Origin of the sequence: Nocardiopsis sp. JB363, from assembly GCF_900143625.1 — a bacterium.
Lineage (GTDB): Bacteria > Actinomycetota > Actinomycetes > Streptosporangiales > Streptosporangiaceae > Nocardiopsis.
Window position 1 is genome coordinate 63,704 of record NZ_FRFF01000053.1, and the last position, 24,919, is coordinate 88,622.

Annotated in this window: 24 protein-coding genes; 12 read left to right on the plus strand and 12 right to left on the minus strand. The window is 67.2% G+C overall.

From position 1 onward, the window contains the following. Window positions 1-68: 68 nt before the first annotated feature. The gene (locus BQ8420_RS08635) at window positions 69-704 is read right to left on the minus strand and encodes a sigma-70 family RNA polymerase sigma factor (protein ID WP_087097308.1); all 636 of its coding nucleotides are present in this window, start codon (window positions 702-704) and stop codon (window positions 69-71) included. A 270-nt stretch (window positions 705-974) separates the two neighbouring features. On the opposite strand from BQ8420_RS08635, the gene purS reads away from it, so the two are divergent. From purS to BQ8420_RS08685, 10 genes are all read left to right on the plus strand, one after another. Beyond that, window positions 975-1,217 carry a phosphoribosylformylglycinamidine synthase subunit PurS gene (gene purS / locus BQ8420_RS08640; protein ID WP_067602247.1) on the plus strand — a complete coding sequence of 81 codons (243 nt, stop codon included), beginning with the start codon at window positions 975-977 and terminating at the stop codon, window positions 1,215-1,217. A gap of 240 nt (window positions 1,218-1,457) precedes the next feature. Beyond that, the gene (locus tag BQ8420_RS08645) at window positions 1,458-1,937 is read left to right on the plus strand and encodes an ATP-binding protein (RefSeq protein WP_087097309.1); all 480 of its coding nucleotides are present in this window, start codon (window positions 1,458-1,460) and stop codon (window positions 1,935-1,937) included. A gap of 307 nt (window positions 1,938-2,244) precedes the next feature. After that, the gene (purQ, locus tag BQ8420_RS08650) at window positions 2,245-2,940 is read left to right on the plus strand and encodes a phosphoribosylformylglycinamidine synthase subunit PurQ (protein WP_087097310.1); all 696 of its coding nucleotides are present in this window, start codon (window positions 2,245-2,247) and stop codon (window positions 2,938-2,940) included. 55 nt (window positions 2,941-2,995) lie between these two features. Next, window positions 2,996-3,544 carry a hypothetical protein gene (locus tag BQ8420_RS08655; protein WP_087097311.1) on the plus strand — a complete coding sequence of 183 codons (549 nt, stop codon included), beginning with the start codon at window positions 2,996-2,998 and terminating at the stop codon, window positions 3,542-3,544. A gap of 81 nt (window positions 3,545-3,625) precedes the next feature. Next, on the plus strand, window positions 3,626-5,920 hold the full coding sequence (gene purL, locus BQ8420_RS08660) for a phosphoribosylformylglycinamidine synthase subunit PurL (protein ID WP_087097312.1): 2,295 nt from the start codon (window positions 3,626-3,628) through the stop codon (window positions 5,918-5,920). A gap of 215 nt (window positions 5,921-6,135) precedes the next feature. Beyond that, a complete protein-coding gene (locus tag BQ8420_RS08665; RefSeq protein ID WP_087097313.1) occupies window positions 6,136-6,474 on the plus strand; it encodes a hypothetical protein in 339 nt (112 codons plus the stop codon). Between the two features lie 189 nt (window positions 6,475-6,663). Further along, window positions 6,664-7,467 carry a hypothetical protein gene (locus BQ8420_RS08670; RefSeq protein ID WP_143847160.1) on the plus strand — a complete coding sequence of 268 codons (804 nt, stop codon included), beginning with the start codon at window positions 6,664-6,666 and terminating at the stop codon, window positions 7,465-7,467. A gap of 41 nt (window positions 7,468-7,508) precedes the next feature. After that, window positions 7,509-8,864, plus strand: coding sequence for a hypothetical protein (locus tag BQ8420_RS08675; RefSeq protein WP_087097315.1), 1,356 nt, complete (start codon window positions 7,509-7,511; stop codon window positions 8,862-8,864). A gap of 47 nt (window positions 8,865-8,911) precedes the next feature. Further along, window positions 8,912-10,192 carry a PQQ-binding-like beta-propeller repeat protein gene (locus BQ8420_RS08680; protein WP_235006007.1) on the plus strand — a complete coding sequence of 427 codons (1,281 nt, stop codon included), beginning with the start codon at window positions 8,912-8,914 and terminating at the stop codon, window positions 10,190-10,192. Between the two features lie 187 nt (window positions 10,193-10,379). After that, complete coding sequence (locus BQ8420_RS08685; RefSeq protein ID WP_087097316.1) at window positions 10,380-11,801, plus strand: PQQ-binding-like beta-propeller repeat protein; 1,422 nt, start codon at window positions 10,380-10,382, stop codon at window positions 11,799-11,801. Between the two features lie 140 nt (window positions 11,802-11,941). Here the strand turns inward: BQ8420_RS08685 and BQ8420_RS08690 are convergent, their stop codons facing one another. Further along, window positions 11,942-12,262: a helix-turn-helix transcriptional regulator gene (locus BQ8420_RS08690; protein ID WP_087097317.1), complete on the minus strand. Its 321-nt coding sequence runs from the start codon at window positions 12,260-12,262 to the stop codon at window positions 11,942-11,944. A gap of 196 nt (window positions 12,263-12,458) precedes the next feature. Here BQ8420_RS08690 and BQ8420_RS08695 point away from each other — a divergent pair, with 196 nt between their 5' ends. Then, complete coding sequence (locus BQ8420_RS08695; RefSeq protein ID WP_087097318.1) at window positions 12,459-12,707, plus strand: hypothetical protein; 249 nt, start codon at window positions 12,459-12,461, stop codon at window positions 12,705-12,707. A gap of 33 nt (window positions 12,708-12,740) precedes the next feature. Here the strand turns inward: BQ8420_RS08695 and BQ8420_RS08700 are convergent, their stop codons facing one another. The 10 genes from BQ8420_RS08700 to BQ8420_RS08745 all read right to left on the minus strand — a co-directional run bounded on the left by BQ8420_RS08700 (window position 12,741) and on the right by BQ8420_RS08745 (window position 23,919). Beyond that, window positions 12,741-13,265, minus strand: coding sequence for a DUF2812 domain-containing protein (locus tag BQ8420_RS08700; protein WP_087097319.1), 525 nt, complete (start codon window positions 13,263-13,265; stop codon window positions 12,741-12,743). After that, a complete protein-coding gene (locus BQ8420_RS08705) occupies window positions 13,262-13,585 on the minus strand; it encodes a PadR family transcriptional regulator (protein ID WP_087097320.1) in 324 nt (107 codons plus the stop codon). The genes BQ8420_RS08700 and BQ8420_RS08705 overlap by 4 nt, the downstream gene beginning before the upstream one ends. 124 nt (window positions 13,586-13,709) lie before the next feature. Further along, the gene (locus BQ8420_RS33000) at window positions 13,710-15,593 is read right to left on the minus strand and encodes an endonuclease/exonuclease/phosphatase family protein (protein ID WP_087097321.1); all 1,884 of its coding nucleotides are present in this window, start codon (window positions 15,591-15,593) and stop codon (window positions 13,710-13,712) included. Window positions 15,594-15,715: 122 nt separating this feature from the next. Then, the gene (locus BQ8420_RS08715; RefSeq protein WP_087097322.1) at window positions 15,716-16,117 is read right to left on the minus strand and encodes a hypothetical protein; all 402 of its coding nucleotides are present in this window, start codon (window positions 16,115-16,117) and stop codon (window positions 15,716-15,718) included. After that, a complete protein-coding gene (locus BQ8420_RS08720) occupies window positions 16,114-16,431 on the minus strand; it encodes a hypothetical protein (RefSeq protein WP_087097323.1) in 318 nt (105 codons plus the stop codon). Before BQ8420_RS08720 ends, BQ8420_RS08715 begins: the two co-directional genes overlap by 4 nt. Before the next feature lie 115 nt (window positions 16,432-16,546). After that, entirely contained in the window at window positions 16,547-17,509 is a 963-nt protein-coding gene (locus BQ8420_RS08725) for a glycine betaine ABC transporter substrate-binding protein (protein ID WP_087097324.1), read from the minus strand. A 4-nt stretch (window positions 17,510-17,513) separates the two neighbouring features. Beyond that, entirely contained in the window at window positions 17,514-19,484 is a 1,971-nt protein-coding gene (locus BQ8420_RS08730) for a proline/glycine betaine ABC transporter permease (protein ID WP_087097325.1), read from the minus strand. A 1-nt stretch (window position 19,485) separates the two neighbouring features. Next, window positions 19,486-20,652: a glycine betaine/L-proline ABC transporter ATP-binding protein gene (locus BQ8420_RS08735; protein ID WP_087097326.1), complete on the minus strand. Its 1,167-nt coding sequence runs from the start codon at window positions 20,650-20,652 to the stop codon at window positions 19,486-19,488. After that, window positions 20,649-22,223, minus strand: coding sequence for a GMC family oxidoreductase (locus BQ8420_RS08740; protein WP_087097327.1), 1,575 nt, complete (start codon window positions 22,221-22,223; stop codon window positions 20,649-20,651). Before BQ8420_RS08740 ends, BQ8420_RS08735 begins: the two co-directional genes overlap by 4 nt. A gap of 169 nt (window positions 22,224-22,392) precedes the next feature. After that, a complete protein-coding gene (locus tag BQ8420_RS08745; protein WP_087097348.1) occupies window positions 22,393-23,919 on the minus strand; it encodes an aldehyde dehydrogenase family protein in 1,527 nt (508 codons plus the stop codon). Between the two features lie 312 nt (window positions 23,920-24,231). On the opposite strand from BQ8420_RS08745, the gene BQ8420_RS08750 reads away from it, so the two are divergent. Continuing rightward, window positions 24,232-24,897 (plus strand): class II aldolase/adducin family protein, encoded by a 666-nt coding sequence (locus BQ8420_RS08750; RefSeq protein WP_087097328.1) that lies wholly within the window; start codon window positions 24,232-24,234, stop codon window positions 24,895-24,897. Window positions 24,898-24,919: the final 22 nt, after the last annotated feature.

Sequence of the window (24,919 nt, forward strand, 5' to 3'; positions counted from 1 at the left end):
GGGGACGCTCGGCCCGATACGAATTCCGGGCCGTACACGGCCCCGTTTCGGGGCCTTCCCACCACCGGTTATTCGGCGGCCGCACGAGCCTTGGGCGCGGGTACCTTCATGCCGCGCTCACGGCCGTAGTCGGCGAGCATCTCGCGCAGCTGGCGGCGTGCGCGGTGCAGCCGTGACATCACCGTGCCCAGGGGCGTGCCCATGCGCGCGGCGACCTCCTTGTAGGCGTAGCCCTCGATGTCCACGAGGTAGATGACCTCCTGGAACTCCTCCGGGAGTCGGGCCAGTGCCTGCTTGATGTCGGAGTCCGGGAGACGGTCGAGGACCTCGGTCTCGGCCGACCGCATGCCCGACGAGGTGTGGGTCTCGGCCGCGGCGAGCTGCCAGTCCTTGATCTCGTCGGTGGTGTCCTGGCGGGGCTCCCGCTGCTTCTTGCGGTAGCTGTTGATGAAGGTGTTGGTCAGGATCCGGTAAAGCCAGGCCCTCAGGTTGGTCCCGACCCGGAACTGGTGGAAATTGGCGAAGGCCTTGGCGAACGTTTCCTGAACGAGGTCTTCGGCGTCGGCCGGATTGCGCGTCATGCGCAGGGCCGTCGGATAGAGCTGGTCCGCGAACGGTGTGACCGCGGTGGCGAAGTCGAGAGTCGGTTCTTCGGCCCGGGCCTCACCAGCCGTGGAGACGTGGTCTTTTTCGAGTGTCGTCAAGATTCCCCCTCGGGACGACCGGAACGATCACTTCCACTCTGTTAGACGCAACATCACCTTCCCAATGATGACATCAATCCACGTGATCCGAGTCACGAACGTACCGAATCCGTAGCCTGTACCGGTAAGCATGCGGTAAATACCCAGCGTGGCGCCTGGCCGAGACCGACGCTCACCACCGGGTGTCATACGCTGGCGTCGCCACCAGGCGCGGCCCGCGCCCTTCGCACGGTGGACCAGTGGCATACCCCTTTTTCCTGTGGAGGACCTGTGGCCCGCGTCGTGGTTGACGTCATGCTCAAGCCCGAGATCCTGGACCCCCAGGGTCAGGCGATCGCCGGGGCCTGCTCCCGCCTCGGCTTCGAGGGGATCGACCAGGTCCGTCAGGGCAAGCGCTTCGAGGTGGAGGTCGAGGGCGAGGTCGACGAGGCCAAGCTCGCCGACGTCCGTCGCCTGGCCGAGACCCTGCTCGCCAACACCGTCATCGAGGACTTCGAGGTCCGTCCCGCCTGATCGGATCCGTGGCCGCACAGCCCCCGGCGCCCCCGTCGGCCACCGCCGCCACCGGCGAGGAAGCACCCTCGGCGCATATCGGACGGTGTCCTGCGGGACCCCATTGACCCATGTGCCGGAAGTGTCCGACTTGTTCAGCCGTGCCCCCTGAGGGCGCGGCTGTTCGTTTTACTCGGAGCGACCTCGGGAAGGGTTCCTGACGCCGGGTAGCCAGCGATACGGAGCACGAGAGGTTCACGGATGGACACCGTATTCTCGATCTCCCTCCCACGAAGGGCGTACACGGTCGCCATAGTCCGTGAGATGCTCGACGCACTTCTTCGCAGGTCAGGACTATGCCAAGGATGCATCGACGACATCCTGTTGTCAGTCTCGGAGGCCTGCGCCAACGCCATCGAACACGGCGGACCGAACGACGGTTATGAGGTGGAGACCGAGTTCGCCCCTGGTTGGTGTGAGATGCGCATCTCCCATACCGGCCGGGCACCGGACGTGACGGCGCTCGCCGACAGGTTCAATTCACCGCAAACGCCTCTCCCGGGCCTGGAAGCGGAATCGGGCCGAGGCATCTTGTTGATGCGGTACCTCATGGACGAGGTCGCCTTCTGCGGCGAGCCCCGCACGACCGTCATCCTGCGCAAACGGGTCACGTCGTGTGACCCGGCGAGCGGGGAGTCGTCCGCGGGGGAGGATCGGCGTTCCCACTTCGCCCTCCTCTAGTGAGCACTTCTCCCGATGATCTTGCTACCAGTAGCCATATCGGCGCCTTTTTCGCTACTGGTAGCAAGATCATTGGACAACGGGGGCCGTGACGCACACCACGAGAACTGTTCGGTCGCACACCCGCACCCCCTCCAGGCGGGGTTTCCTTCGGAGGATCACACAGGTCGGACCTCCGGGAACGGGGTGACCGTCGTACCCGAGTACAGGTGAGCGGGTACGCTGCGGAGGTAGCGGACCCACCGTCCTCGTGGCGGGGTCGGGCACCGAACTTCTCCCCGTCGAACCACGATCTCGGAGTGTGCTCATGACAGCCCGTGTGGGCGTCGTCACCTTCCCCGGCTCCCTTGACGACAAGGACGCCGCTCGCGCCGTGTCCCTGGCCGGCGCCGAATCCGTTCCGCTGTGGCACGACGACGCCGATCTCAAGGGCGTCGACGCCGTCGTCCTTCCCGGCGGCTTCTCCTACGGCGACTACCTGCGCTGCGGCGCCATCGCCCGTTTCGCCCCGCTGATGTCCGAACTGGTTCCGGCGGCGCGTTCGGGCGCCCTCCCGGTCCTGGGCATCTGCAACGGCTTCCAGATCCTGTGCGAGAGCCACCTGCTGCCCGGCGCCCTCACCCGCAACTCCTCGCTGCGGTTCATCAACCGCGACCAGGTCCTGCGGATGGAGAACACGAGCACCGCCTGGACCAACGCCTACGACGAGGGCCAGGAGATCCTGGTCGTCCTCAAGAGCGGTGAGGGCAGCTACGTCGCCGACGAGGCCACCCTCGACCGGTTGGAGGCCGAGGGGCGGGTCATCGCCCGTTATGTCGACGGCAACCCCAACGGTTCGCGCCGCGACATCGCCGGCATCACCAACGAGCACGGCAACGTCGTCGGGCTCATGCCGCACCCCGAGCACGCCGTCGAGGCCCTCACCGGACCCTCCACCGAGGGTCTGGGCTTCTTCGCCTCGATCCTCGGCCACCTGGCGTCCGGAACCCCGGCGCAGGTCTGATCCACCCGGGCCGGCCCTCCGGCCCCGTACACCCGACAGGGGGACGATCCTCGCGATGATGGCGCTGCTGCGCTCCCGGAAGACCATGTTCGTACTGGTGGGACTGGTCGTGGTCGGCCTGGTGATCTCCGGGGCCATCGGCCTGTTCCAGTCGTTCAACGCAGCCCCCGTGGCCGGCCCTGAGGGGCAGGGCCAACAGGGCCAGGGGGAACAAGGACAGGGGCAGCAGGGGTCACCGGACGGGCAGCAGCAGGAGCCACCGCCCGAGGTCGACGTCCTGGGCAGCCCCCCGTCCGGGTTCACCTACGTGGACCAGGACGAGGCCCACTGCAACGGAAGCATCTGCTTCCGGCTGATCCTCGTCGCCGGTGAGGACGGCGAGGAACTCGACATGGAGACCGACGAGGCGGTCGGGACGGTGTACGAACACCTGCTCGCCAACGGTTGGAACCAGGAACTGCCACCCGAGGCCGACTCCCCCGACGACATCGCGCTCACCGACTCCGTCCTCACCGACGGCGACATCCTGGTGGCCGACTCCTCCTCGCCGGGTGACTCCATCCCGGTCATCATGTTGGGCAACGCGGGCATGCCCGCCTACTGATCCGGTGCCGGGCGGCGGACACAGCCAAGGCTCGGCCTGAACCATCCGCGTAACTTCGCGAGACCCGAACGGAACAACCGCATGTCTGAAGTACCCGGCCTCGACACCGTCACCACGGCGAACGACACCCCGGACACCCCTCAGCCGTACGCCGAACTGGGCATGGCCAAGGACGAGTACGAGCGGGTCCGCGAGATCTTGAGCCGCCGACCCACCGCCGCCGAGCTGGCGATCTACTCGGTCATGTGGAGCGAGCACTGCTCCTACAAGTCCTCCAAGGTGCACCTGAGCCAGTTCGGGGAGAAGGCCCCCGCCAACGACGCCCTGCTCGTGGGCATGGGCGAGAACGCGGGCGTGGTGGACGTCGGCGACGGACGGGCCGTCACCTTCAAGATCGAGTCGCACAACAGCCCTTCCTTCGTCGAGCCCCACCAGGGCGCGGCCACCGGCGTGGGCGGCATCGTCCGCGACATCCTCACCATGGGCGCCCGTCCCGTCGCCGTGATGGACGCGCTGCGCTTCGGCCCGCTCGACGCGGACGACACCAAGCGGGTGCTCCCCGGGGTGGTCTCCGGCATCTCCTTCTACGGCAACTGCCTCGGCCTGCCCAACATCGGCGGCGAGATCGGTTTCGGACCCGGATACCTCGGAAACCCGCTGGTCAACGCCTTGTGCGTGGGTGTGATGCGGCACGAGGACATCAAGCTGGCCCAGGCCCCCGGTCCGGGCAACAAGGTGGTGCTGTTCGGTTCCAGCACCGGCCCCGACGGCATCGGCGGCGCCTCCGTGCTGGCCAGCGCCAACTTCGACGAGGAGTCGCACACCAAGCGGCCCAGCGTCCAGGTCGGTGACCCGTTCATGGAGAAGCTGCTCATCGAGTGCAGCCTGGAGCTGTACGCCAAGGACATGGTGGTCGGCATCCAGGACCTCGGCGCGGCCGGGATCTCCTGCGCCACCACCGAACTGGCCGCGGGCGGCACCGGCGGCATGAACGTCCAGCTCGACAAGGTCCCGCTGCGCGACCACCGACTCACCCCTGAGGAGATCCTCATGAGTGAGTCGCAGGAACGCATGATGGCGATCGTCGAGCCCGCGAAGATGGCCGACTTCCTCGCGATCTGTGACAAGTGGGGCGTCCTCGCCGACGAGATCGGCGAGGTCACCGACGTGACCCCCGAGGAGGCCGAGCGCGGCGGCCGTCTGCTGATGACCTGGCACGGCGAGACCATCGTGGACATGCCGCCCCGGACCGCCTCCGACGAGGGCCCCGTCTACCGGCGCCCGTACGCGCGCCCGGAGTCCCAGGACGCCCTACAGGCCGACGACGCCGCGAAGCTGCCGCGCCCGCAGGGCGACCCGGAACTGCGCGAACAGCTCCTGCGGGTGTTGGGCGCTCCGGGCGTGGGCGATCCCACCTGGATCACCCAGCAGTACGACAGCTACGTGCGCGGCGACACGGTGGTGTCGACCCCGCACGACTCCGGGATGATCCGGATCTCCGACGACTCCGACCGCGGGGTGGCTCTGGCCACCGACGGCAACGGCCGGTTCACCCGGCTGGACCCGTACGCGGGTACCCAGCTGGCCTACGCCGAGGCGTACCGCAACGTCGCCGTCACCGGCGCCCGGCCGCTCGCGGTCACCAACTGCCTCAACTTCGGTTCCCCCGAGGACCCCGGGGTGATGTGGCAGTTCGCCGAGACCACCCGCGGCCTGGCCGACGCCTGTCAGCAGCTCGGCACCCCGGTGACCGGCGGCAACGTCAGCTTCTACAACCAGACCGGTGACGTGCCGATCAACCCGACCCCGGTCATCGGTGTGCTCGGCGTGATCGACGACGTGAACCGCCGCCTGCGCTCGGGCTTCGACTCCGAGGGTTCCCGGGTGTTCCTGCTGGGCGAGACCCGTCCCGAGTTCGGTGGTTCGACCTGGGCCGACGTGGTCCACGAACACCTGGGTGGACTGCCCCCGCAGGTGGACCTGGCCGCCGAGGCCGCACTGGGCGAGGTCCTGGCCACCGCGGCCGACCGCGACCTGGCCACGGCCGCGCACGACCTGTCCGACGGTGGCCTGGGTGTGGCACTGGCCGAGTCGGCGCTGCGCGGCGGCAAGGGTCTGCGCGTGGAATTGGGCGGCGACGCCTTCACCGAGCTGTTCAGCGAGTCGGGGGCCCGCGCGATCGTCGCGGTCGAGCCCGGCGAGGAGGAGGCGTTCGTGGCCCTGGCCGGCGAGCACGGCGTCCCGGTCACCCAGATCGGCACCGTCGGCGGTGACAGCCTGACCGTGACGCACCCGGGCGGTGTCGTCGAGGTCGATCTGGCGGACCTGCGCACCTCCTACGAGGCGGCCATTCCCGCCGCGATGAACGGCCTGTAGTAACCATCGAAGAAGGGGGCGTCCCGGCCGGGACGCCCTCCTTTTTTGTTCGAAGAGCGGCCCAACAAGATCATTTTCAAGTGCGTATGGGCCATTTGCTACTCTTCCTAGGTCGCCCTTATCGCGATCATCAAGACCTCGGGCCGGTCCCGATCGGCCCTTCCCGAACGCAGGCCTGAACACCTGCAAGAACCCCCTGAAAAGGACGAGATCCCATGGGAAACGGAACCGGAGCCAACACCGGGGAAGCACACTCCGGCGGCGTCCAGGCCGAGCCCCCAGCCCAGCGCATTCTCGGAACATCCGTCGACTTCGAAGACGCCATTAGCGATGCTGGAAAAGCTGCTGGGAACGTTCCGGGCGTCACCGGTTGGAGCGGGTACTCCGGCGAGCACGCCGACAGCATCCGGGACGTCGAGGATCAATGTGTCGCGATCGCCGGCAACACACAGGCGGGCGCCGAGGAGATCTCTCGCACCGATCATGAGTCCGGAGGCGACTTCTCCGCGAGTGGAGGCAACCTCTCCCGTCCCATCAACGTCGAACTTTACTGAGTCTTCTGGGGAGCGATCATGGGTTTCAGCTACACCGAAGATGACGCGAACCTGTCAGGCCTCATCTCCGCCCGAATGGACTTGAACCGCATCTATACCAAACTGCGGGGCGACACCGTCTAGTACAACGACATCGTCGACACCACCGCGACCGAGTTCACCGACCTCATCAGCGATTCAATTCGCACCGTGTCGGTAGAAAACCAGGAAGCCTGGCAAAGCGCGATAATGGCCTGTATCTGCGTGCACGGGGTCATCGATCAATGGATATCGGACGTTCAATGGTATCGAAACCGCATCGATGAGATCGAGACCGAATTCAACTCGTCGGTCACCGGAATCGAAGATTTCACTGCCTACACCGCGATCGAGGCCTCGCACAACAGTCAGGCCCGGATTGCCTATGAGAAGTTGGAAGAATACTCCGATGCCTGCTCGGACATGCTCGCCGACGGACCGACACCCGAGACCGTACGCAAACTGACGGAGGCGGGCCACCTGAGCATGGCTCCCTTCGCGGTGACGGGCGACCACGAGTACTACCCCTACGACGAGTCGGTGGGGGAGGACCTCGCCGAGCGCATCAGGAGCGGTGACTACGGCGGGAACTACGACGAACTGCACGACGCGGCACTCGCCTTGTCCGAGAGGGCGGCCAACGCGGCGCAGAACGGCGAGGAACTCTCCGAGAGTGAGCTGGACTTCCTGGAAGCCGTGCTCAACGGTACCGACGACGTCATGTTGGACCTGCATGACGATGGTTTCCGCGGTGATCCCAGTGCCTCACAGCAGCAGGAGATCGCCGCGATGTTGGGCATGTCGATCGTGGCTCTGTCTCACCCCTCCACCGGTGGCGGACACGACCGTCTCCCGGAGAGCGTCCGGAACCTCTCCGAAGGGGTCAGCAGCGGGGGGTCAGGCTACTCTTCATCGGCGGCCCAGGGCGGTCGAGCACCGGCTACGAGCGGTGGCTGGAGGACGCCGCCGGCTTGACTTACCTACTCGACGGAGCACGCCACCCCAACGGCACGCCGATGGAACTCGGTGAGGAGACCTCCCTCAAGTTCACCGCCGCGGTGAGCGAGGTGGCCGGTGCCTTTCCCAGCGAGCACAACCGCAACGACCTGACCGTCACCTACAGTCCGGACGAGCAGGAACAGACCACCATGTCGAGACTGCTCGGGTTCTCCACGGCCAACGAGGACGCCAACCATACCCTCCTCACAGATGGTTCCGAGCCCAACGGACGAGACTCCGAGCAAATCCTCACCGACCTGTACACGTTCGACTGGAACGATGACGGTCGCGCTGTGGCCGGCCTCACCGACTGGATCGAGGACTTCCAGAACAGCGACGACCCGGACAAGGTCGACCAGGGATCCGAAGCCTTCCTCGCACTCGTGGAGACCATCACCACTCCGGAGATGCAAGAGCGACTCGGCAAGACCGGACACAGTATCGAGGACGAAGAGAATGACATCACCTGGGAGAACGTGTCTTTCACGCATCTGAACCCGGAGGTCGCCGGTTCCTTCACGAACCTCTTCCTCAACAACATTGAATCGATGGAGAGCGTCGCTGGATTCAACTTCGATGACGACAGGGAACAAGACCCGGAGATCTACGCAGTGGACAACGAGTACTTGGGGGATGGGGCGCTTCAACTCGACCCGATGACACGGCTGGCCTTCGCGGAGTACATCGTAGGGAGTGAAGACGCCGCGACCCGACTCGAAACCGCGTCGTTCTTCCGAACGGAGGAAGCGGCCTCAACGTACTTCGCCGAGTACCCGCCCGATGTCTCCGAACCCAGGGCTGCGGGTATCTTCGACGCACTCATCGACGAGGCCATCGAGAACGAGCACCAGAATCGCTTGGACGCCACCAACGGCGCCATCGACTACAAGAACCAGGTGGCCAACAACTCCGTCGACTTGACCGCAGCGATCTTCAATGAGATCCCCGCCCCTGGGGTCAGCACTGTCAGTGAGGTGATGAAGCAGGGCTTCAAGGAGGTTCTGGCCACGGAACATATCGATGTAGCGAGGGACACGAGTTCTGACTTCTCCTCCGTGGCTCTGGACAACCGGGCGACGATCCACGCGGCGATGGCGGTGGAGAACAACGGAGAACACACCTTCGGTGAAGAGGTCGACTATCTGCGCGACCCCAGCACCGGCGAGATCAGTCTTGATCCCCATCTCTGGATGGAGGGTGAGGGTGAGTCCTCCTTCGACGCGACGGCTTACCAGGAGGCCATCGACAGCATCTACGGCGACCTCAGAGACGAGAAATGGCCTGGTGCCGAGAACGAACTGGGGAACACGGTCATCAGTGATTTCAGTCGTTTCAACATGGCGGGCAGGGAGGCCCTCGACTCACGGACCTAGTAGGGCGCCATCCTCACACGACCCCTACGTGACGAAAGATGCACGACGTGAGAAATCGAAGAAACCTGGCTGTTTCCGCCGTCTGTCTGGCAATGACGATGTCGGCCTGTTCCTCCTCACAGGAGGAGGGCCCCGGCCCACAGCCGAGCGCCGACCACAACGTCGCCGAGGACGAGATCTCGGCTCCGGACGCGGTCTCCTCCGTGAGTGGAATCGGTTGGGAGTGGCGGCCCGGCGAGGGCGAGCGGGTCACGGCGGTGCATCCCGGCCCCGTCGGCGCCGTGATCGAACTGGCGGACGGACTTGTCGGCCTGCGGGGTGACACCGGTGACGAGCTGTGGCGATACCGGGTTCCCGACACCGAGGGGTTCTCCGCCTCGTTCTCTCCTTCTGGTACGAACGTCTTAGTGACGGCCACGGATGAACCGAGCGCCCTGCTGGACACCGCGACCGGCGCGTCCCTGGCCGAGGACGTCGAGGGTGGTGGTGGCGCCCGTCTGCTGGACGAGGGGCGCCTACTGCACCAGCGAGGCGAGGCGACCGAGACCCTCCTGGAGGTGAGCGACCTAGAGACCGGAGAGACCCTGTGGAGCCAGGGGACCCCGCAAACCTGCTCTGACGGTGGACCGACCCGTCAGATCTCCACCTCGCATCACAGTGACGCGATCGTCCTGTTGCTGCACTGTTCGGAGGACACTTCGGAGGGTGCGCTCCGCACCCCCGCCCCCGATACCGTCAACGCCTTGGTCGCGCTGGATCCGGTCGAGGGTCGAGAGCTGTGGCGTGTGGAATCCGAGGACACCGACGGCCTAGGGATGGCGCAGGCACGCATGTTCCAGGACGGCTTGGTGGCCGAATTCCCCGGTGAAGAGGGATGGCTGATCATCGATCCCACCGACGGTACGACCATCGCCGAGTCACCGAAGCCGGTCCTGTCGATCCACGAGGACGGATACCTCGCCGGCCCGGACCCGTTCGCAGAGGACCCGACCCATGAGCTTCGGACCTTCGACGGCGAGGTGACCGCCACCGTCACGGTTCCCGATGGACGACTTCCCGCGGACACCCCGGAGAGCGCCGTGGGCCTGCCCGAACATCTGCTCGGAATCGACATGGAGCGCGGTACCCCCGAGGACGCCATCGACGTCCTCCTGACCCCATGGGTCGACGAGGGTAGTGGCGAGGTCATCGACGCGACCACCACCGAGACTGCGAGCAACCTCGACCCGGGACGACTCCTCCCCGTAGCCGGGGCGGTGCTCGTGTACGTTCCCGTGGAACGTTCGGCGGGCATCGACACGGTCGAGCACGTGGTCGCCCTCCAGTGAGAGGGAGGGCGTTGGCAGGGTGAGGACAAGGGAGGACGCTGAGGGCACGTGCCCGAACGGTCCACGGCGGTCTCCGAGGTGGGATGGGTCCGGAACACGGATTGGGCGGCCCACGCATAGTGCACCGGTCCGAGGGTTTCCTACGAATCTTGCTCGAAAGACGTGACCCAGGCGCAGAGGAAGCAGCATGTCCACCACACACAGCACCGGCGACGAATCCCCTCCCCGTAGACGCCGATGGCTGATCGTCGGGACGGCCGGGATCGCGCTGATCATGATCGCCGCCGCAGGCCTGGTCTGGTGGAACATCGACCGCCCCGACCACGTCACCACCGCCCCCCTCGACGAACACCCCCTCGCCCGGACCGCCACCGAGACCGCCTGGGAATGGAACCCACCCGAAGGCTCCGAGGTCTCCATGGCCCACCCCATTCCCTCCGGTGTGGCCGTCCGACTCGACGACGGCGTCATCGCACTCGACGGTGTCACCGGTGAGCCCACCTGGCACTACCAGCGCGAGGAAACGGCGCTCACAGCCGCCTACACCACCCTCGACACCGAACGAATCGCCCTGACCTTCGACAAGGAGCAGGCCGAGGACCATCGCACGATCGATCCGCGCATGGAGGACCTCCTCGTGCTCGACACCGCGACCGGCGAGATCATCGCGGAACAAGAGATCGAGGAGGTTGGCCGCCGACGGGGAACGAATAACCCGACCCGAGGTCCGAATGGTGCGATCCAGGACCTGCCCGCCTCAGGGATCTACCAACTCACGAACGACACACGAATCGAAAACGCAGGCGGAAAGTTCATCGCCCATTCCCTCACAGATGGCACCGCCCTGTGGCAGAACGAGACCACCTCCACTTATGTGCGCGAAGACGACTCGATCTCGGACGTTTACTCGGGGCAGGCCACGGTCTCCGGGAACACGATCGTGTCCGGGCGCTCGACCGTGAACACCGACAACCGTCACGATTGGACCTACGAGATCGTCGCCCTGGACGCCGACACCGGGGAACTCAGTTGGGAAGACTCATGGCCGATCGGCGATGGCGGGGACTACCCCGATCCCACGTTCACTCTCGGACCCAACACCCTGGCCCTGCGCCTCTACCCCGAGGAACAGGGACGGATCCTCGACTTGGAGAGCGGCGAGGAAATCACCACCGACCCCTGGCCTGAAGAGGGCGGCCTACTCGCCCTGACCGACGACGGCTACGTCACCATCGACCAAAGCCTCGACGATGACCGGGGTGTGCACTACTACGACCATCAGGGCGAGCACCGACACCACCTGGAACCGGACGGCGTCAACCTCCAGCTGACCCAGACCCTGGCCCTGCCCACCGACGAATCCCTCATCACCCTGGGCCCCGATCCCGACGCCCCGGACGGGTCCGACCGCGGACTGCTCAGCGTCGACCATTGGGAGAGCAGCACACCACAAACCACGGTGCCCGTGGATTGGGCACCACCCGAAAAAACACGCCTGGTCACCGACATCGAATGGTCCGCCGAAACGACCCCCTACCTGCGCCAGGTCCCCGGCGCCATCGTCGCCCTGGATCCCACCACTGGCCGCATCACCGCCTTCGCACCCTGACGAACGGCGTCCAGAACCACCTCGAACGGGAGGGACCTCCTGATCGAGGCGGCCATTCCCGCCGCGATGAACGGCCTGTAGGAACCATCGAAGAAGGGGGCGTCCCGGCCGGGGCGCCCCCTTCTGTCGTTCCCGGGCTCTCAGCCGACCTTCAGCTGCTCGTCACCGAAGTCCGCGATGATCATCAACGTGCCACCGAGCGCCGAGACGTAGCGGTCGAGTACGTCACGGGTGGAGACGTCCCCGGCCTCGATCTGCGAGATGCGGGCGACGGAGATCCCCATCCGCTCCGCCACCTGGGCCTGGTTCAGTCCTCGGTGCTTGCGCATCTCCATCAGGCGCCATGATTGTGCCCGGTCACGGAGACGGCCCACACCGGCCTCGAATTCCTCGGGGCCTCCGGCATCGGCCACCGCCCGCTCCAGGTGTCCGCTCCCTCGCCGGCTCTGGTACCCGCTCATCAGGCCCCTTCCCCTTCACGTTCCTGTAGATAGCCCCTGCAAAGACGCTCTGCGGCTCCCTACTCCCAAGACTGACTCGGCTTAAGAAAATCCTAAAGTACCCGGAGCGCGATGGCCCCGGTCTCCCCCCGTCGTCGACCCCGGGGCTAACGTCGGAGCCCGCTGGGGTAGGACTGTGGGGAGGAGGTGGACGCACATGGAACGTGCCAGACGCGGAAGGCTGAAGGGAGCGCTCGGGAGTCACGACCGCCCGGCCAGCGCCCTGGGTTTTCGACTGATCCTGGCCGTGTTCGGAGCTCTGGTGTTGCTGCTGGGAACGGCTGCCGCCGCCCTCTGGACCGACGAGACCTGGTTGGTGGTGGTCTTGGGCGCCGCATTCGTCGCCGCCTGCGTCAACGTCTACTGGGTGAGCAGGCGCCTGCACTACGAACGGCCGGGTCACTGACGCATGAGGCCATGACGACGTCGAAGGGTCGGGTCAGTGGGAGTCCTGGATTTTCCTGAGTCGATGCCAGTATCCGAACAGTGGCAGCACGGTGTAGACCACGGGGAGGACGAACACCACGAGTAGCGCTGCCTCCACCCACTCGTTCCAGGTCACCAGGGCGAGTCCCAGGACGACAAGGGCGAAGACGACCAGAGCGACCAGGGCGTAGCGCGCGTATTGGTTTCGGTTGCGGAGCAACTCGTCACGGCGGGATTCGATGCTCGTGTGGACGGGCGTGGCGCCCGGGGCGGCTTTGAAGATGTGCACGTTGCCCAGCGAGACGACCGGCTCCCAGCCGGCGCCGCGGAAGATGTCGAAGTAGTCCGGCGAGGGGTCGTCCTCGTAGGCGAGGTCGAAGACGGCTTCTTCGGGTTCTCCGTCGACGAAACTCCACCCGTGCATGAGGTTGGCCGTCCCGTCGAGGTGCTTGCCCCGACGGGCCATGTCGGCGAACATCCGGAGGTCCTTCTCGGGGGTGAAGGCCAGACCGCTGCCCATCTTGCGGGTGGTGCTCATTCTTCCTCCATGATGTGGTCCGCCATCGCCAATAGCCGGCGGCGGTGCTCGATGTTGCGGTTGAGGACTTCACGCCCTCTCGGTGTGATGCGGTAGACGCGGCGGGAGTCGTCGCCGTCGAGCTCGTTGATGAAGTCCGCGGAGACCAGCTTCTTGAGCGTGGTGTAGAGCGAGGCGGGCCCCAGGGTGATGGCGCCGCCGCTCTCCTGCTCCAGGAACCGCATGACCGCGTAGCCGTGTCTCGGCCGGACCAGGGCGAGCAGGACGTGTACCGCGGTGTCGGCCAGCTCACCGCTCTCGAAACCCGAACTACGCGCCATGGCTCGGCACCCGATCACCTATATCAACTGACGATATATCCATTAGTGATATATAAGCATGGCGGACGTCATTCGGCAAGCGCGGGTACCGCACCGGACGGTCGTTCGCGTTCGCCGTGTCCGGTCAGTGCGTGAGGGTGACGGCGATGGGTCGGTGGTCGGAGTGGGGCACGTCCGGGTTGGCCGGGTCGCTCGCGGTCAGTTCCTCGGTGGTGAGGATGTGGTCGATCTGCTGGTCAGAGCGGGTGTCGGCGGCCATGGTGGGGAACGGGCGCACGTCGGCGAAGGCGTCGTGGAGGACCTCCCCCAGCGACAGTTCCTCCGGTTCGAAGTTGAGGTCCCCCGCGACCACCACCGGTGTCCCTCGTTCGTGGGCGGTCGCCGCGATGTCGAAGAGCGCGTCCAGCTGCGCCCGGGCAGTGGGGTTTCCCAGGTCATAACCCTCGGGTTGCAGGTGCGTGGAGACCACGGTGACCTCGGTGCCGTCGTGGGCGACGGTCACCTCCAGGGCCTGCGCGCCGGTGGGGCCACTCCCGGGCAGAGCGTGTCCGCGCACCGAGGAGACCGGAAGGTTCGTGAGCACCGCGTCGCCCCAGAACGGGCCGTCGGCGGGGGCCCAGTAGGCGGTCATGTCCAGGTGCTCGGCGAGCAGGGACAGCCCGTCGTGACCGCCGTTGAGCAGCCACCCGCGGTCCACCTCGCTCAGGGCGATGACATCGGCGTCGAGTTCGCGCAGGGTGTCGGCCTGTTCGGCGACGGAGAAACGTCCGTCCATCCCGAAGCCCATGCGCACGTTGTAGGCCGCCACGCGTAGACCGTCGGCGGAGGGTCGGGGGGCGTCGGCCTCCGGTCGGGCCAGGGGCGCGGCGATCGTGACGACGAGGGTGAGCGCGGCCGCGACGGCGGTCGCCGGGAGCACGTGTTCGGGTGGTGGCGGAACCGCGTCCCCCATGCGGGGCAGGACCGCCACGGCGAGCAGGAGCAGTGCGGCGAAGGGCACGTAGGTGTTGGTGACGTGCAGGTCGTAGGCGGCGTAGAAGGCGAACACCAACACCACGAAGCCCAGCAGCCCCAGGGTGGCGAGGACACCGGTGCGGGTCGGGGAGGCCGCCGTGACGGTGTCCGTGGCGGCCCATCCGGCACAGGCCGCCAGGGCGAGTTGCCCGAGCAGCAGGGCGATCAGGGTCCACGCCGGCAGTGCCCCCGGCACGTCGCCGGGCAGGCGTGCGGCGAACGCCAGGGTGGCCAGGACCGCGAGCAGTACCGCCAGTGGTACGTAGGGGTTCGGGGAAACCCATCTCGGGTGGGCGGCCACGGCGATGGAGGCCACGGCGACCACCGCGAGGGCGGACGCCGCGTAGGGGGTCCCACCGATCGTCTCGGCCACCGCGGGGTTCGCGGTGTACAGGCCGGACAGGAAGAGCAGCGGCCCCAGGGCGAGCCAACTCCGGGGCGGGGTCGGCATCGGTGGCACCGAGGTGGCCCGCCAGGCGCGGGCCGCGGTGCCGAGGTAGGTCACCGCCAAGAGCGACACACCGACCCAGACGAGCGCCCCCTCCCGCCACAATGGGTCGACGGTGCCGAGCACCGTGTGCAGCGCGGCCGAGGCCGCCACCCCGGCGACCACCCCGGTCATCACGCCGAGAGCGCTCACTCGGCCATCGGTCACCGTCGCCATCACGGTGCACACCAGCCCCACCACGCCCAGGCCGACCAGGGACGAGGCCAGGTACAGCTGTGGGCCACCGCCCTCGGTGGCCTGTAGCGCCACCCGGCCGACCGCGAGCAGTCCGCCCGCCGACAGCGCCAGTGCCAGAGGCGGAACCCACCGGGCCAGGTACACGAACGGGAAGGGCGCCAGGAACCAGACGAGGGCGAACGCGCCCATGAGCGCGGGTCCGGTGGCACCGGCCTGCCCGAAGAGCGTGATCAGTGAGGGCAGGAAGACCCGGAGCACGTCCAAGAGCAGGACCGTGCCGAGCGTCGTGACCAGTCGTCCCTGGTGCATGCGACTCCACTCAGTGGGAGGGCAGAGACATGAAGGATCCTTACCTCTACCACCCCACAGGGCAAGGGGCCACGACGAAGGGATAACCGGCCCCGCCGAGCCCCCGCCCTCGGAACGCTGTCTCAGACCGTGATCAGGGGAACGTCACCGCGCACGGACTCGACCAGTTTTCCGATGTCCACCGGGTCCGAGGTGATCACCGCCGCGCTCGCGTCCATGGCGACGATCGCCACCACCGCGTCGACGACGTCAGCCGTACCGGAAACCCCGAGGAGTTTGCCGACCCGACGTGCCATCAACTCATCGACGTCGATGATTCGAGTCGCCTTCACCACACTCGCGACCGCCGCCTGCCGTGCCCCGCCACGCCAGATCTGGGCCAACACGACGCTGGGGAGCAGAGGTTGGCGCCCGGCTTGGTTCTCCCTACGGCAGAGGGCCCACACCATGCCTCGTGGATTGGACTCGGCCTCTCGCAACGCCCCCGCGTCCAAGACCAACCCTTGAGGATGCAGCACCGTCATGTGTCCGTCTCCTCATCGAGTCGATCGAGGTGGGAAAGTGCGGCCTGGTTGGCCTGGGCACGCCCCGAGGGGATCGGACGACCGATACCCGTCTCCTCGATCACCCGCTCGGCTTGGGCTTCGGCTTCGAGCGAAGGGGGCCCGAACGCGGCGAAGTGCTCTTCCAACGCGATCCTCCCCTCCTCCAGGTCCGCGGCCTGCCGCGCGGCCTTGTTCAGCCATCTGGAGAGGGGGATGCCTTCGCGCTCGGCCGCACGGCGAGCACGTTCGACGGTCTCGGACTCAAGGGACACGGAAAGCTTCTCAGCGGACATGCCACCAGGGTAGACGAAAAGTAGCAACCAGGTAGTACTTTTTCCCGGAACAGAGAGAGGGGCGGAGACCCACCGGTCCCCGCCCCTCTCGTCTCGTGTGCTCGGTCGCGTGTGGTCAGCGGGTCTCGTAGCCCTCGGGGAGCCACTCGCGCCACACGTCCGGGTTCTCGTCCACCCAGATCTCCGCGGCCTCGGAGGAGTCGATCCCCTCGTCCGCGATCATCCGAGCGACCTCGTTCTGTTGTTCGTTCGTCCACTGCCAGTTGTCGAGGAACCGATAGGCGGGTCCGTCCTCTTCAACGAACCCGGTCCGGAAGATCTTGTTCATGTCGTAGACCGGGTAGTCGCACGGCACCCACTCGATGTCGGCGTCGCAGCCGGGCTCATACTCCGGGAACTCCACCCGGACGAAGTCCAGTTCCTCCTGCAGCCACTGCGGGTCGTAGAAGTAGAAGAGCACCGGTTCCTCGTTGGCGTAACGGCGCCGTACCTCGGTGATCTGCGAGGCCTCCGACCCGGCGAAGACGATCTCCAAGTCCAGGTCGAACGCGTTGATCATCCCCTGGTCCTGGGTGACGAATCCGGGTGCACCACCCAGGAATTCACCCTTGTCACCGGTCTCGGCGGTTTGGAAGACGTCCGCGTGCTCCTTGATCCCCTCCATCGTGGCGATGTTCGGGTACTCCTCCTCCATGTAGGCGGGGACGTACCAGCCGATGCCACCGACGTTTCCATTGGATCCGCCGTCCACCACGGTGCCGTTGCCCTCCGGCCCGTAGAGCTCCAAGAGGTCCTCGTGGCCCCAGTTCTCCACGATCACGTCGAGCACGCCCTGGTCGAGGGCCTGCCACGAGGGTTGCTCGTCCGTACGGACCAGCTGGACCTCGTAGTCCATCTCGTTCCGGAGGATGGCGGCCAACACCTCGGCGCTGGCCTCGTAACCCACCCAACCGTTGACGGCCATCCTGACCACCCCGGGGTCCCTGGCGATCTGGTCGGTGCGCACCGCGCATGAGCCGACCATGACCATGACGACCGCGACCGCGATCACCCGAAGCAGGGCGCCCTTCCTTCTCATGAACCTAGGCACGGGGTGCCCTCCTTCCCTGTGTGACCCGGTCCAGGAACAGTCCCAGGCAGACGATCGCCAGTCCCGAGGCCAGACCCAGGCCGAGTTGGTTCTGCGCGAGGCCGACGACCACATCGTTGCCCAGCGCGCCCGCACCGACCAGCGCACCCATGACCACCATGGACAGCACCAGGATGATGCCCTGGTTGATGGCCAGCAGCAGTGAGCCGCGGGCCATCGGCAACTCCACCTTGGTGAGCAGTTGCCACTTGGTGGAGCCCTGCGATTCGGCCGCCTCGATCGTGCCCGCGGGAACACCGCGGATACCGTCGTTGACCAGCCTGACCACCGGGGGTAGCGCGAAGATGAGCGCCGCGGCCAGGGCCGGCACGCGACCGATGGTGAACAGCGCGACCGCCGGAATGAGGTACACGAACGGCGGCAGTGTCTGCATCGCGTCCAGAATGGGGCGCAGGATCGTGGCGAGGACGTCGTTGCGCGACATCAGCACACCGATGACCACACCCAACGCGATGGTGACCACGGAGGCCACCAGCACCTGGGACAGGGTGTCCATGGCGTTGTCCCACACGCCCAACAGACCGATGGCGACGAAGGCCGCCGCGGACACGATGGCGGTGCGCCCACCCGCGAAGATCCAACCCAGCGCGGCGGCGGCGAGGACCACCAGCCACCAAGGCGACCCGGTGAGCAGGGCGCTGAGCGGGCTCAGCACCCAGTTCAACAGCCACGTTGCCAATGCCGCCGTGAAGTCGCCGATCCCCGACTGGATCCAGTCGTAGACGGTGTTGACCGGGTCCGCGATGTCGACGGACATCTCGCGCGGCCAACCTCCGAGCTTGAAGAGTCGGCCGACCGCGGTGGCCATGATGATGGCGGCGAGACCGATCGCCGAGACCGGCAGTCGGTACCGCTCGGGAAGGTTCGAGACGGGCGTACTGCGGCCGACCGCGCCCGTGACCCGGTCCATCGCGATCGCCAGCATCACGATCGCCACACCCGCCTGGAACGCCTGCCCGACGTTGACCTTGGACAACGCCTGGTAGATGGCGTCACCCAGACCACCGGCGCCGATCACCGACGCGATCACGACCATGGAGACCGCGAGCATGATGGTCTGGTTCACACCCAGCAGGATGGTGCGCTTGGCCAACGGCAGCTGCACCTTGGTGAGGATCTGCCAGGGCGTGGAACCCAGCGACGTCGTCGCCTCGATCGCGCCCTTGGGGACCTCGCGGATGGCCAGCGCCGTGATCCGCGCGACCGGTGGAAGCGCGTACACGGCGGTGACGACGGCCGCCGCCGGGTTGCCGATGCCGAACAGCAGCACGAACGGCAGCAGGTAGGCGAACGCCGGCATGATCTGCATGAAGTCCAGCACCGGCCGCAGGCCTCGGTAGAACGCCTCGCTGCGTCCGGCGAGGATGCCGAGCGGGATGCCGAACAGCAGGGCGATGAGGACCGACGTGAAGATGAGCGACAACGTCGTCATCGACTCGCTCCACAGCCCCGTCAGCGCGAACACCGCGAAGGTGGCCAGCACCAGCAACGCCACCCGCCACCCGGCGAACCGCCAGGCGACGAACAGGCCGAGCGCGGTCACGCCCGCCCAGGTGAGGAAGTCCAGGAACTGGTTGATCAGCACGACCGCCGATCCCAGACCCACCGAGACGTAGTTGAAGAAGTAGAGGAACAGCGGGCTGTCGTTGCGGTTCTCGACGACCCAGGCGTAGATCCCGTCGAGCCACGCCATGAAGCGGTCGCCGACCGCCGTCGGGAAACCACCCGCCCAGGAGGGGTCGCCCATCAGACGGGCCGCCCAGTACCCGGCGACGAGCACGACGACCACCAGGAGGGCCTGGACCGCGCTGCCGCGCAGCCACCCCCCGGCGCCCTGGGAACCCCTGTCTGAACCAGTCGGGCCGGTCGCCGCGGCGCCGGCCGATTCGGTCACCGTGGCCATGTCACGCACCGTCCCCGGGCGACGTCACGTCGCCGTGGTCGACGGCATCGGCGGGGATCTCCTCGACCGTCTCCTCCACGATCGCGGCCACCTGGTCGGCGTCCTCCAGCTGGTCCTCGGCGATGGCGCGCAACACGTCGTCGCGGCCCACGTAACCGAGGAGTGTGTCACCCTCCACGACCCGGACCGGGGCGGTGCTGGCGGCGAGCATCGGCAGGACCTCCGCCAGGACGGTGCCGGGTTCGGTGATCGGCCCGTCGGTGCGTTCCTCCGGAAACGCGTCGCGCACCAGCCACCGGGCGGTGAGCACGGTGGTGCGCGCGACGTCGGAGGTGAAGTCGGCGACGTAGGCGTTGGCGGGACGACCCACGACCTCCTCCGGGGTGCCGACCTGGACGAGTTCGCCGTCACGCATGATGGCGATGCGGTCGCCCAGCTTGAGCGCCTCCTGGAGGTCGTGGGTGATGAACACCGAGGTCTTGTTCAGTTCGCGCTGCAACCGGACGACCTCGTTCTGCATGTCGCGGCGGATCAGCGGGTCCAGCGCGCTGAACGGCTCGTCGAACAGCAACACCTGGGGGTCGACGGCGAGGGCTCGGGCCAGGCCCACACGCTGCTGCATACCGCCGGACAGTTCGCTGGGGCGCGCGCTCTCGTACCCGGACAACCCGACCATGTCGATCATCTCGCGGGCTCGCGCGTAGCGTTCCTCGCGCGACATCCCCCGCACTTCGAGCCCGTAGGCGACGTTGTCGATGATCCGGCGGTTGGGCAGCAGCCCGAAGTGCTGGAAGACCATCGCCATCTTGTGCCGGCGCAGCTCGCGCAGGCGCTGGTCGCTCGCCTGTTCGATGTCCTCGCCGTCCAGCCGCACCGAACCCGACGTGGGTTCGATCAGCCGGGTCAGGCAGCGGATGAGCGTGGACTTACCGGACCCGGACAGGCCCATCACCACGAAGATCTCGCCCGGACGTACGTCGAAGGAGACGTCGCGCACCGCGACGGTGCAGCCGGTCTCCTCCTTGATGCGGTCGCGGTCGGCGCGTTCCAGTTCGGTGCCGATGACCTTGTCGGCGTTCTTGCCGAAGATCTTCCACAGGTTGCGGACCGAGAAGGTCACGTCGGTGGCGTCGGCGGCCGGTGTCGTCTCGGTGGCCTGGATGCTCATCGGCTCTCCTCCTTCTCGGCCGACCGGTCCTGACGGATCAGGTCGGCGGCGCGCTCACCCAGGGCCAGGACCATGACCATCGGGTTGGGCGTGGGCAGGGTCGGGAAGACCGAGGCGTCGGCGACGCGCAGTCCCTTGAGTCCACGGACGCGCAGGCGGGGGTCGACGACCGCTCCGTCGTCGGCGGCGGCGCCCATCCGGCAGGTGCCCGCCGGGTGGTAGACGGTGTGCGCGGCGCGGCGCCCGTACTCGGACAGTTCCTCGTCGCTGCGGACCTTCGGTCCGGGGGCGACCTCGCGCTTGATCCAGGACTTGAACGGTTCGGTGGCGGCGACCTCGCGGGCGATCTTCAGCCCGTCGACGATGGTCTGCTCGTCGTAGCCGTCGGGGTCGGTGAAGTAGCGGAAGTCCAGGGCCGGCTGGACCCGGGGATCGTCGGAGGTGAGGTAGAGCCGACCACGGGAACGGGACCGCGGGATGTTGGGGGTCATGCAGACCGCGTACCCGTCTTCGGGCGAGTCGTAGCCCAGCCGCTTCGTGTTGTCGTCGAAGGGGATCTGGTAGATGTGGAACATCAGGTCGGGGCGCGGATCGCTCTCGTCGCGGCGCACGAACAGGGCCGCGTCGGAGTCCATCACGGTGTTCTCGGGGACCCGCTCGTTGGTCTCCCACATGATGATCGACTCGGGGTGGTCCTGGAGGTTCTCTCCCACCCCGGCCAGGTCGTGGTGGGGCGTGATTCCCACCGATTCCAGGTCCTCGGCCCTGCCGACCCCGGACAGCATCAGCAGGCGAGGGCTGTCGACGGCTCCGGCGGCGAGGACGACCTCCCGGCGTGCTTGGACGGTGATCCGTTCGCCGTCTTTGGTCGTCGCGCTGACGCCGGTGGCCTGGTCGCCGTCGAACAGGACCTTGTCGACCCAGGTCTCCAGCAGCACGGTCAGGTTCTCGCGCACGTCCATGACGGGGTGCAGGTACGCCACCGAGGCGGAGGACCGGTAGCCGGTATAGGGGTCGTAGGCGATGGACAGGAAGCCGGTGCCGTCGGCGAAGCCGCCACCGTGCGAGGTGAGGGCGTTGAAGTCCTCGACGACCGGGACGCCCGCCGCCTCCGAGGCCGAGGACACCCAGTCCCGGACCATGGTGTTGCGGTCCTTCTCGGCGATCGGAACGATGTTGCACTTGATCCGGTCGGCGTAGGACTGGACGGTGGCGTTGTCCCAACCCTCGGCGCCGGCGGCGACCCACTCGTCGAGGTCCTCGGCGAACGGCCGGAAGCTGATCAGCGTGTTGTGCGAGGAGCAGCCGCCCAGTACGCGGGCACGCGAGTGCAGGATGTGGGAGTTGCCGTTGGGCTGCTCCGTGGTCCGGTAGCCGTAGTCGAGTTCGCCGTCGAGGACGCTCAGCCAGTCACGGAGCCGGAGCACGTGTTCGAGGTCGCGGTCGTCGGGGCCTCCCTCGATGAGGCAGACGGTGGTGTCGGGGTCCTCGGTGAGGCGATTGGCGATCACCGAGCCCGCCGTTCCACCGCCGACGATGACGTAGTCGTAGGTGTGTTCCTGATCGGACACGGACCGATTCCTCTCGTTGGTCTCTCGCGGGGATGCCGGGGAAACCGACCTGTGTTGTGTTGGTGGTGTCTTCTGTTGTGAAGAGGGGGACACCCGTCGACGCGGTGGACGGTTCCACGCCGACGGGTGGCCGGCGCCCCGGGGCTTCAGCCACCGGGGGCGATGTCGCTCAGCCGAACCAGCGCTGCGGTTCGGGGGCCAGGTTGCGGTAGACGTGCTTGGCCTCGCGGTACTCGTCGAGCCCGGCCAGACCCAGTTCACGGCCGATTCCGCTGCGGCCGAAGCCGCCCCACTCCGCTCCGGGGAAGTAGGGCCCGTAGTCGTTGATCCACACGGTGCCGTGGCGCAGGGCGGCGGCCACGCGCTCACCTCGGGCGGTGTCATCGGTCCACACACCGCCGGAGAGCCCGTAGTCGGTGTCGTTGCCCAGCTCGATCGCCTGCTCTTCGGTCTCGAAGCGCTCGACGGTCACGACCGGGCCGAACACCTCGGTCTGAACGATGTCCATGGAACGGTCGCAGTCCACGAACACGGTGGGGCGGTAGAAGTAGCCGTCCCGTAGTTCGGCGTCGTCGGGTCGCGCGCCGCCGGCGATGATCCGGGCGCCCTCCTCGACACCGCGGGCCACGGACTTCTCGACCTTGGCCCGGTGCTCGGCGGACACCAGCGGGCCGCAGCGCACGCCCTCGTGCTGACCGCGGCCGATGCGGATGGCCTCGGCGCGGCGGGCGAGCTCGGCGGTGAAGGCGTCATGGATGTCGTCGTGCACGATCAGGCGCGCACCCGCCGAACACACCTGTCCGGAGTGGAAGAACGCGGCGTTGAGCGCGTAGTCGACGGCCGTGTCCAGGTCGACGTCCGGGAAGATGATGTTCGGGTTCTTGCCGCCCAGCTCAAGGGCGGTCTTCTTGACGGTCTCGGAGGCCGCCGCCATGATCCGGCGCCCGGTGACCAGTCCACCGGTGAAGGAGATCAGGTCGACGTCGGGGTGCTCGGACAGGGGCGCGCCGGCTTCGGGACCGCTGCCCAGGACCAGGTTGACCACGCCCGCGGGGATGCCCGCCTCGGTGGACAGTTCCACCAGTTTGGCGGTGGTCACCGGGGTGATCTCGCTGGGCTTGATCACCATGGTGTTCCCGGCCGCGATGGCGGGGGCCATCTTCCAGGAGAGCTGGAGCAGCGGGTAGTTCCACGGCGTGATCATGCCGCAGACGCCGACGGGTTCGTACACGACCTTGCTGTGCACGCCCTCGGGCGCGGAGACCAGACGGCCCGCGTCCTTGTCGGCCAGACCGGCGTAGTAGCGGAAGACGTCGGTGACGTCGTCGACGTCCATCCCGCCCTCTTCGATGGTCTTGCCGGTGTCGAGGGACTCCATGACCGCGATCTCCTCGCGGTCGCGCTGTAGTAGGTCGGCGATCCCGTCGAGGACGCGGCCGCGGTCGGCGGCGGAGGTGCGGCGCCACTCTCCGGTGTCGAAGGCGCGTCGGGCGGCGGCGATGGCCGCTTCGGTGTCGGCGCGGCCACCTTCACTGACGACGGTCAGAACGGAGGCGTCGGCGGGGTCCAGGATCTCCCGGACCCGTCCGTTCTTCGCCGCGTGCCACTCCCCGTCGATGTACAGACTGGTGGCGGTGGCCGTCCCGGGTTCGGACAGGTACGGCACGGACGGCAGGGTTGCGTAGGACTGGTTCACGGAGCCCTTCTGCCCGGGATTGATAGTCACAAACGACCTCTTTCGTAGGACACTTTCCACAACGTCCCATAACCTTCTTGAACAGGCAAAACGTGCATTGTGCCCTTGGGGGCGCCCCTCAGTGTCCTCGGTCACCGGCCTGCCTTGGCACAGACCTACGTCGACGGCCGGGACGAGGGCCCCGGGACACTCCGCGGTGGGGAATACAAGAACAAGATTTTGACGTACATTAGGTATACCTAAGTTGGTTCGTCCCGTTCGCCCGGGTCGGCCCCCGTGTGACCGCCGCCCGCGAACCCCATCGAGGAACGCATGCTGCTCGAACAAGAACGCCGCGACGTCTGCCTGACCGCCCGCGCCATCGCCCGGCACCCGGGCGTCGCCCCCGGTGAGGCCGGCACCGTCAGTGTCCGCAGCGGTGACCTGGTGGTCGTCACCCCGCACGGTGTTCCCCTGGACCAGATCCAGCCCCAGGACTGCCCGGTCATGTCCCTGGACGACCGGATGCTCGAAGGGCGGCGCGACCCGGCCGCCGAGACCACCCTGCACATGGCGGTGCATCGCCAGGCCGCCGAGCACGACCGTGGTGTCACCGCCGTGGTCAACGCCTTCACCTCCGACGCGGTGGCCGTGTCGACGGTCGAGGTGGAGCTGCCCCCGATCCACCACCGCGCCGCCGGTCTGGGCGGGGCCGTCGCCGTCACCCCGTACATGCCGTACGGCGGTGGCGACATCGCCGACCAGGCGGTCAAGGCCCTCAAGGGGAGGGACGCCGCACTGCTGGCGGGCCACGGCGGTGTGGCGCTGGGCCGCGATCTGGAACACGCCATGGAGAACCTGCGCCTGCTCGACTGGCTGAGCGCCACCTATCTCCGAGCCCGCCAGATCGGGCGCCCGCGCGTGCTGTCCGAGGAGGAGCTGGCCCAGATCCGGCAGCGCGACACCTTCGGCTGGGCCGGCCCCGACCCCTTCCTGTAGGCCTTCCTCACGAAGGGGTCGG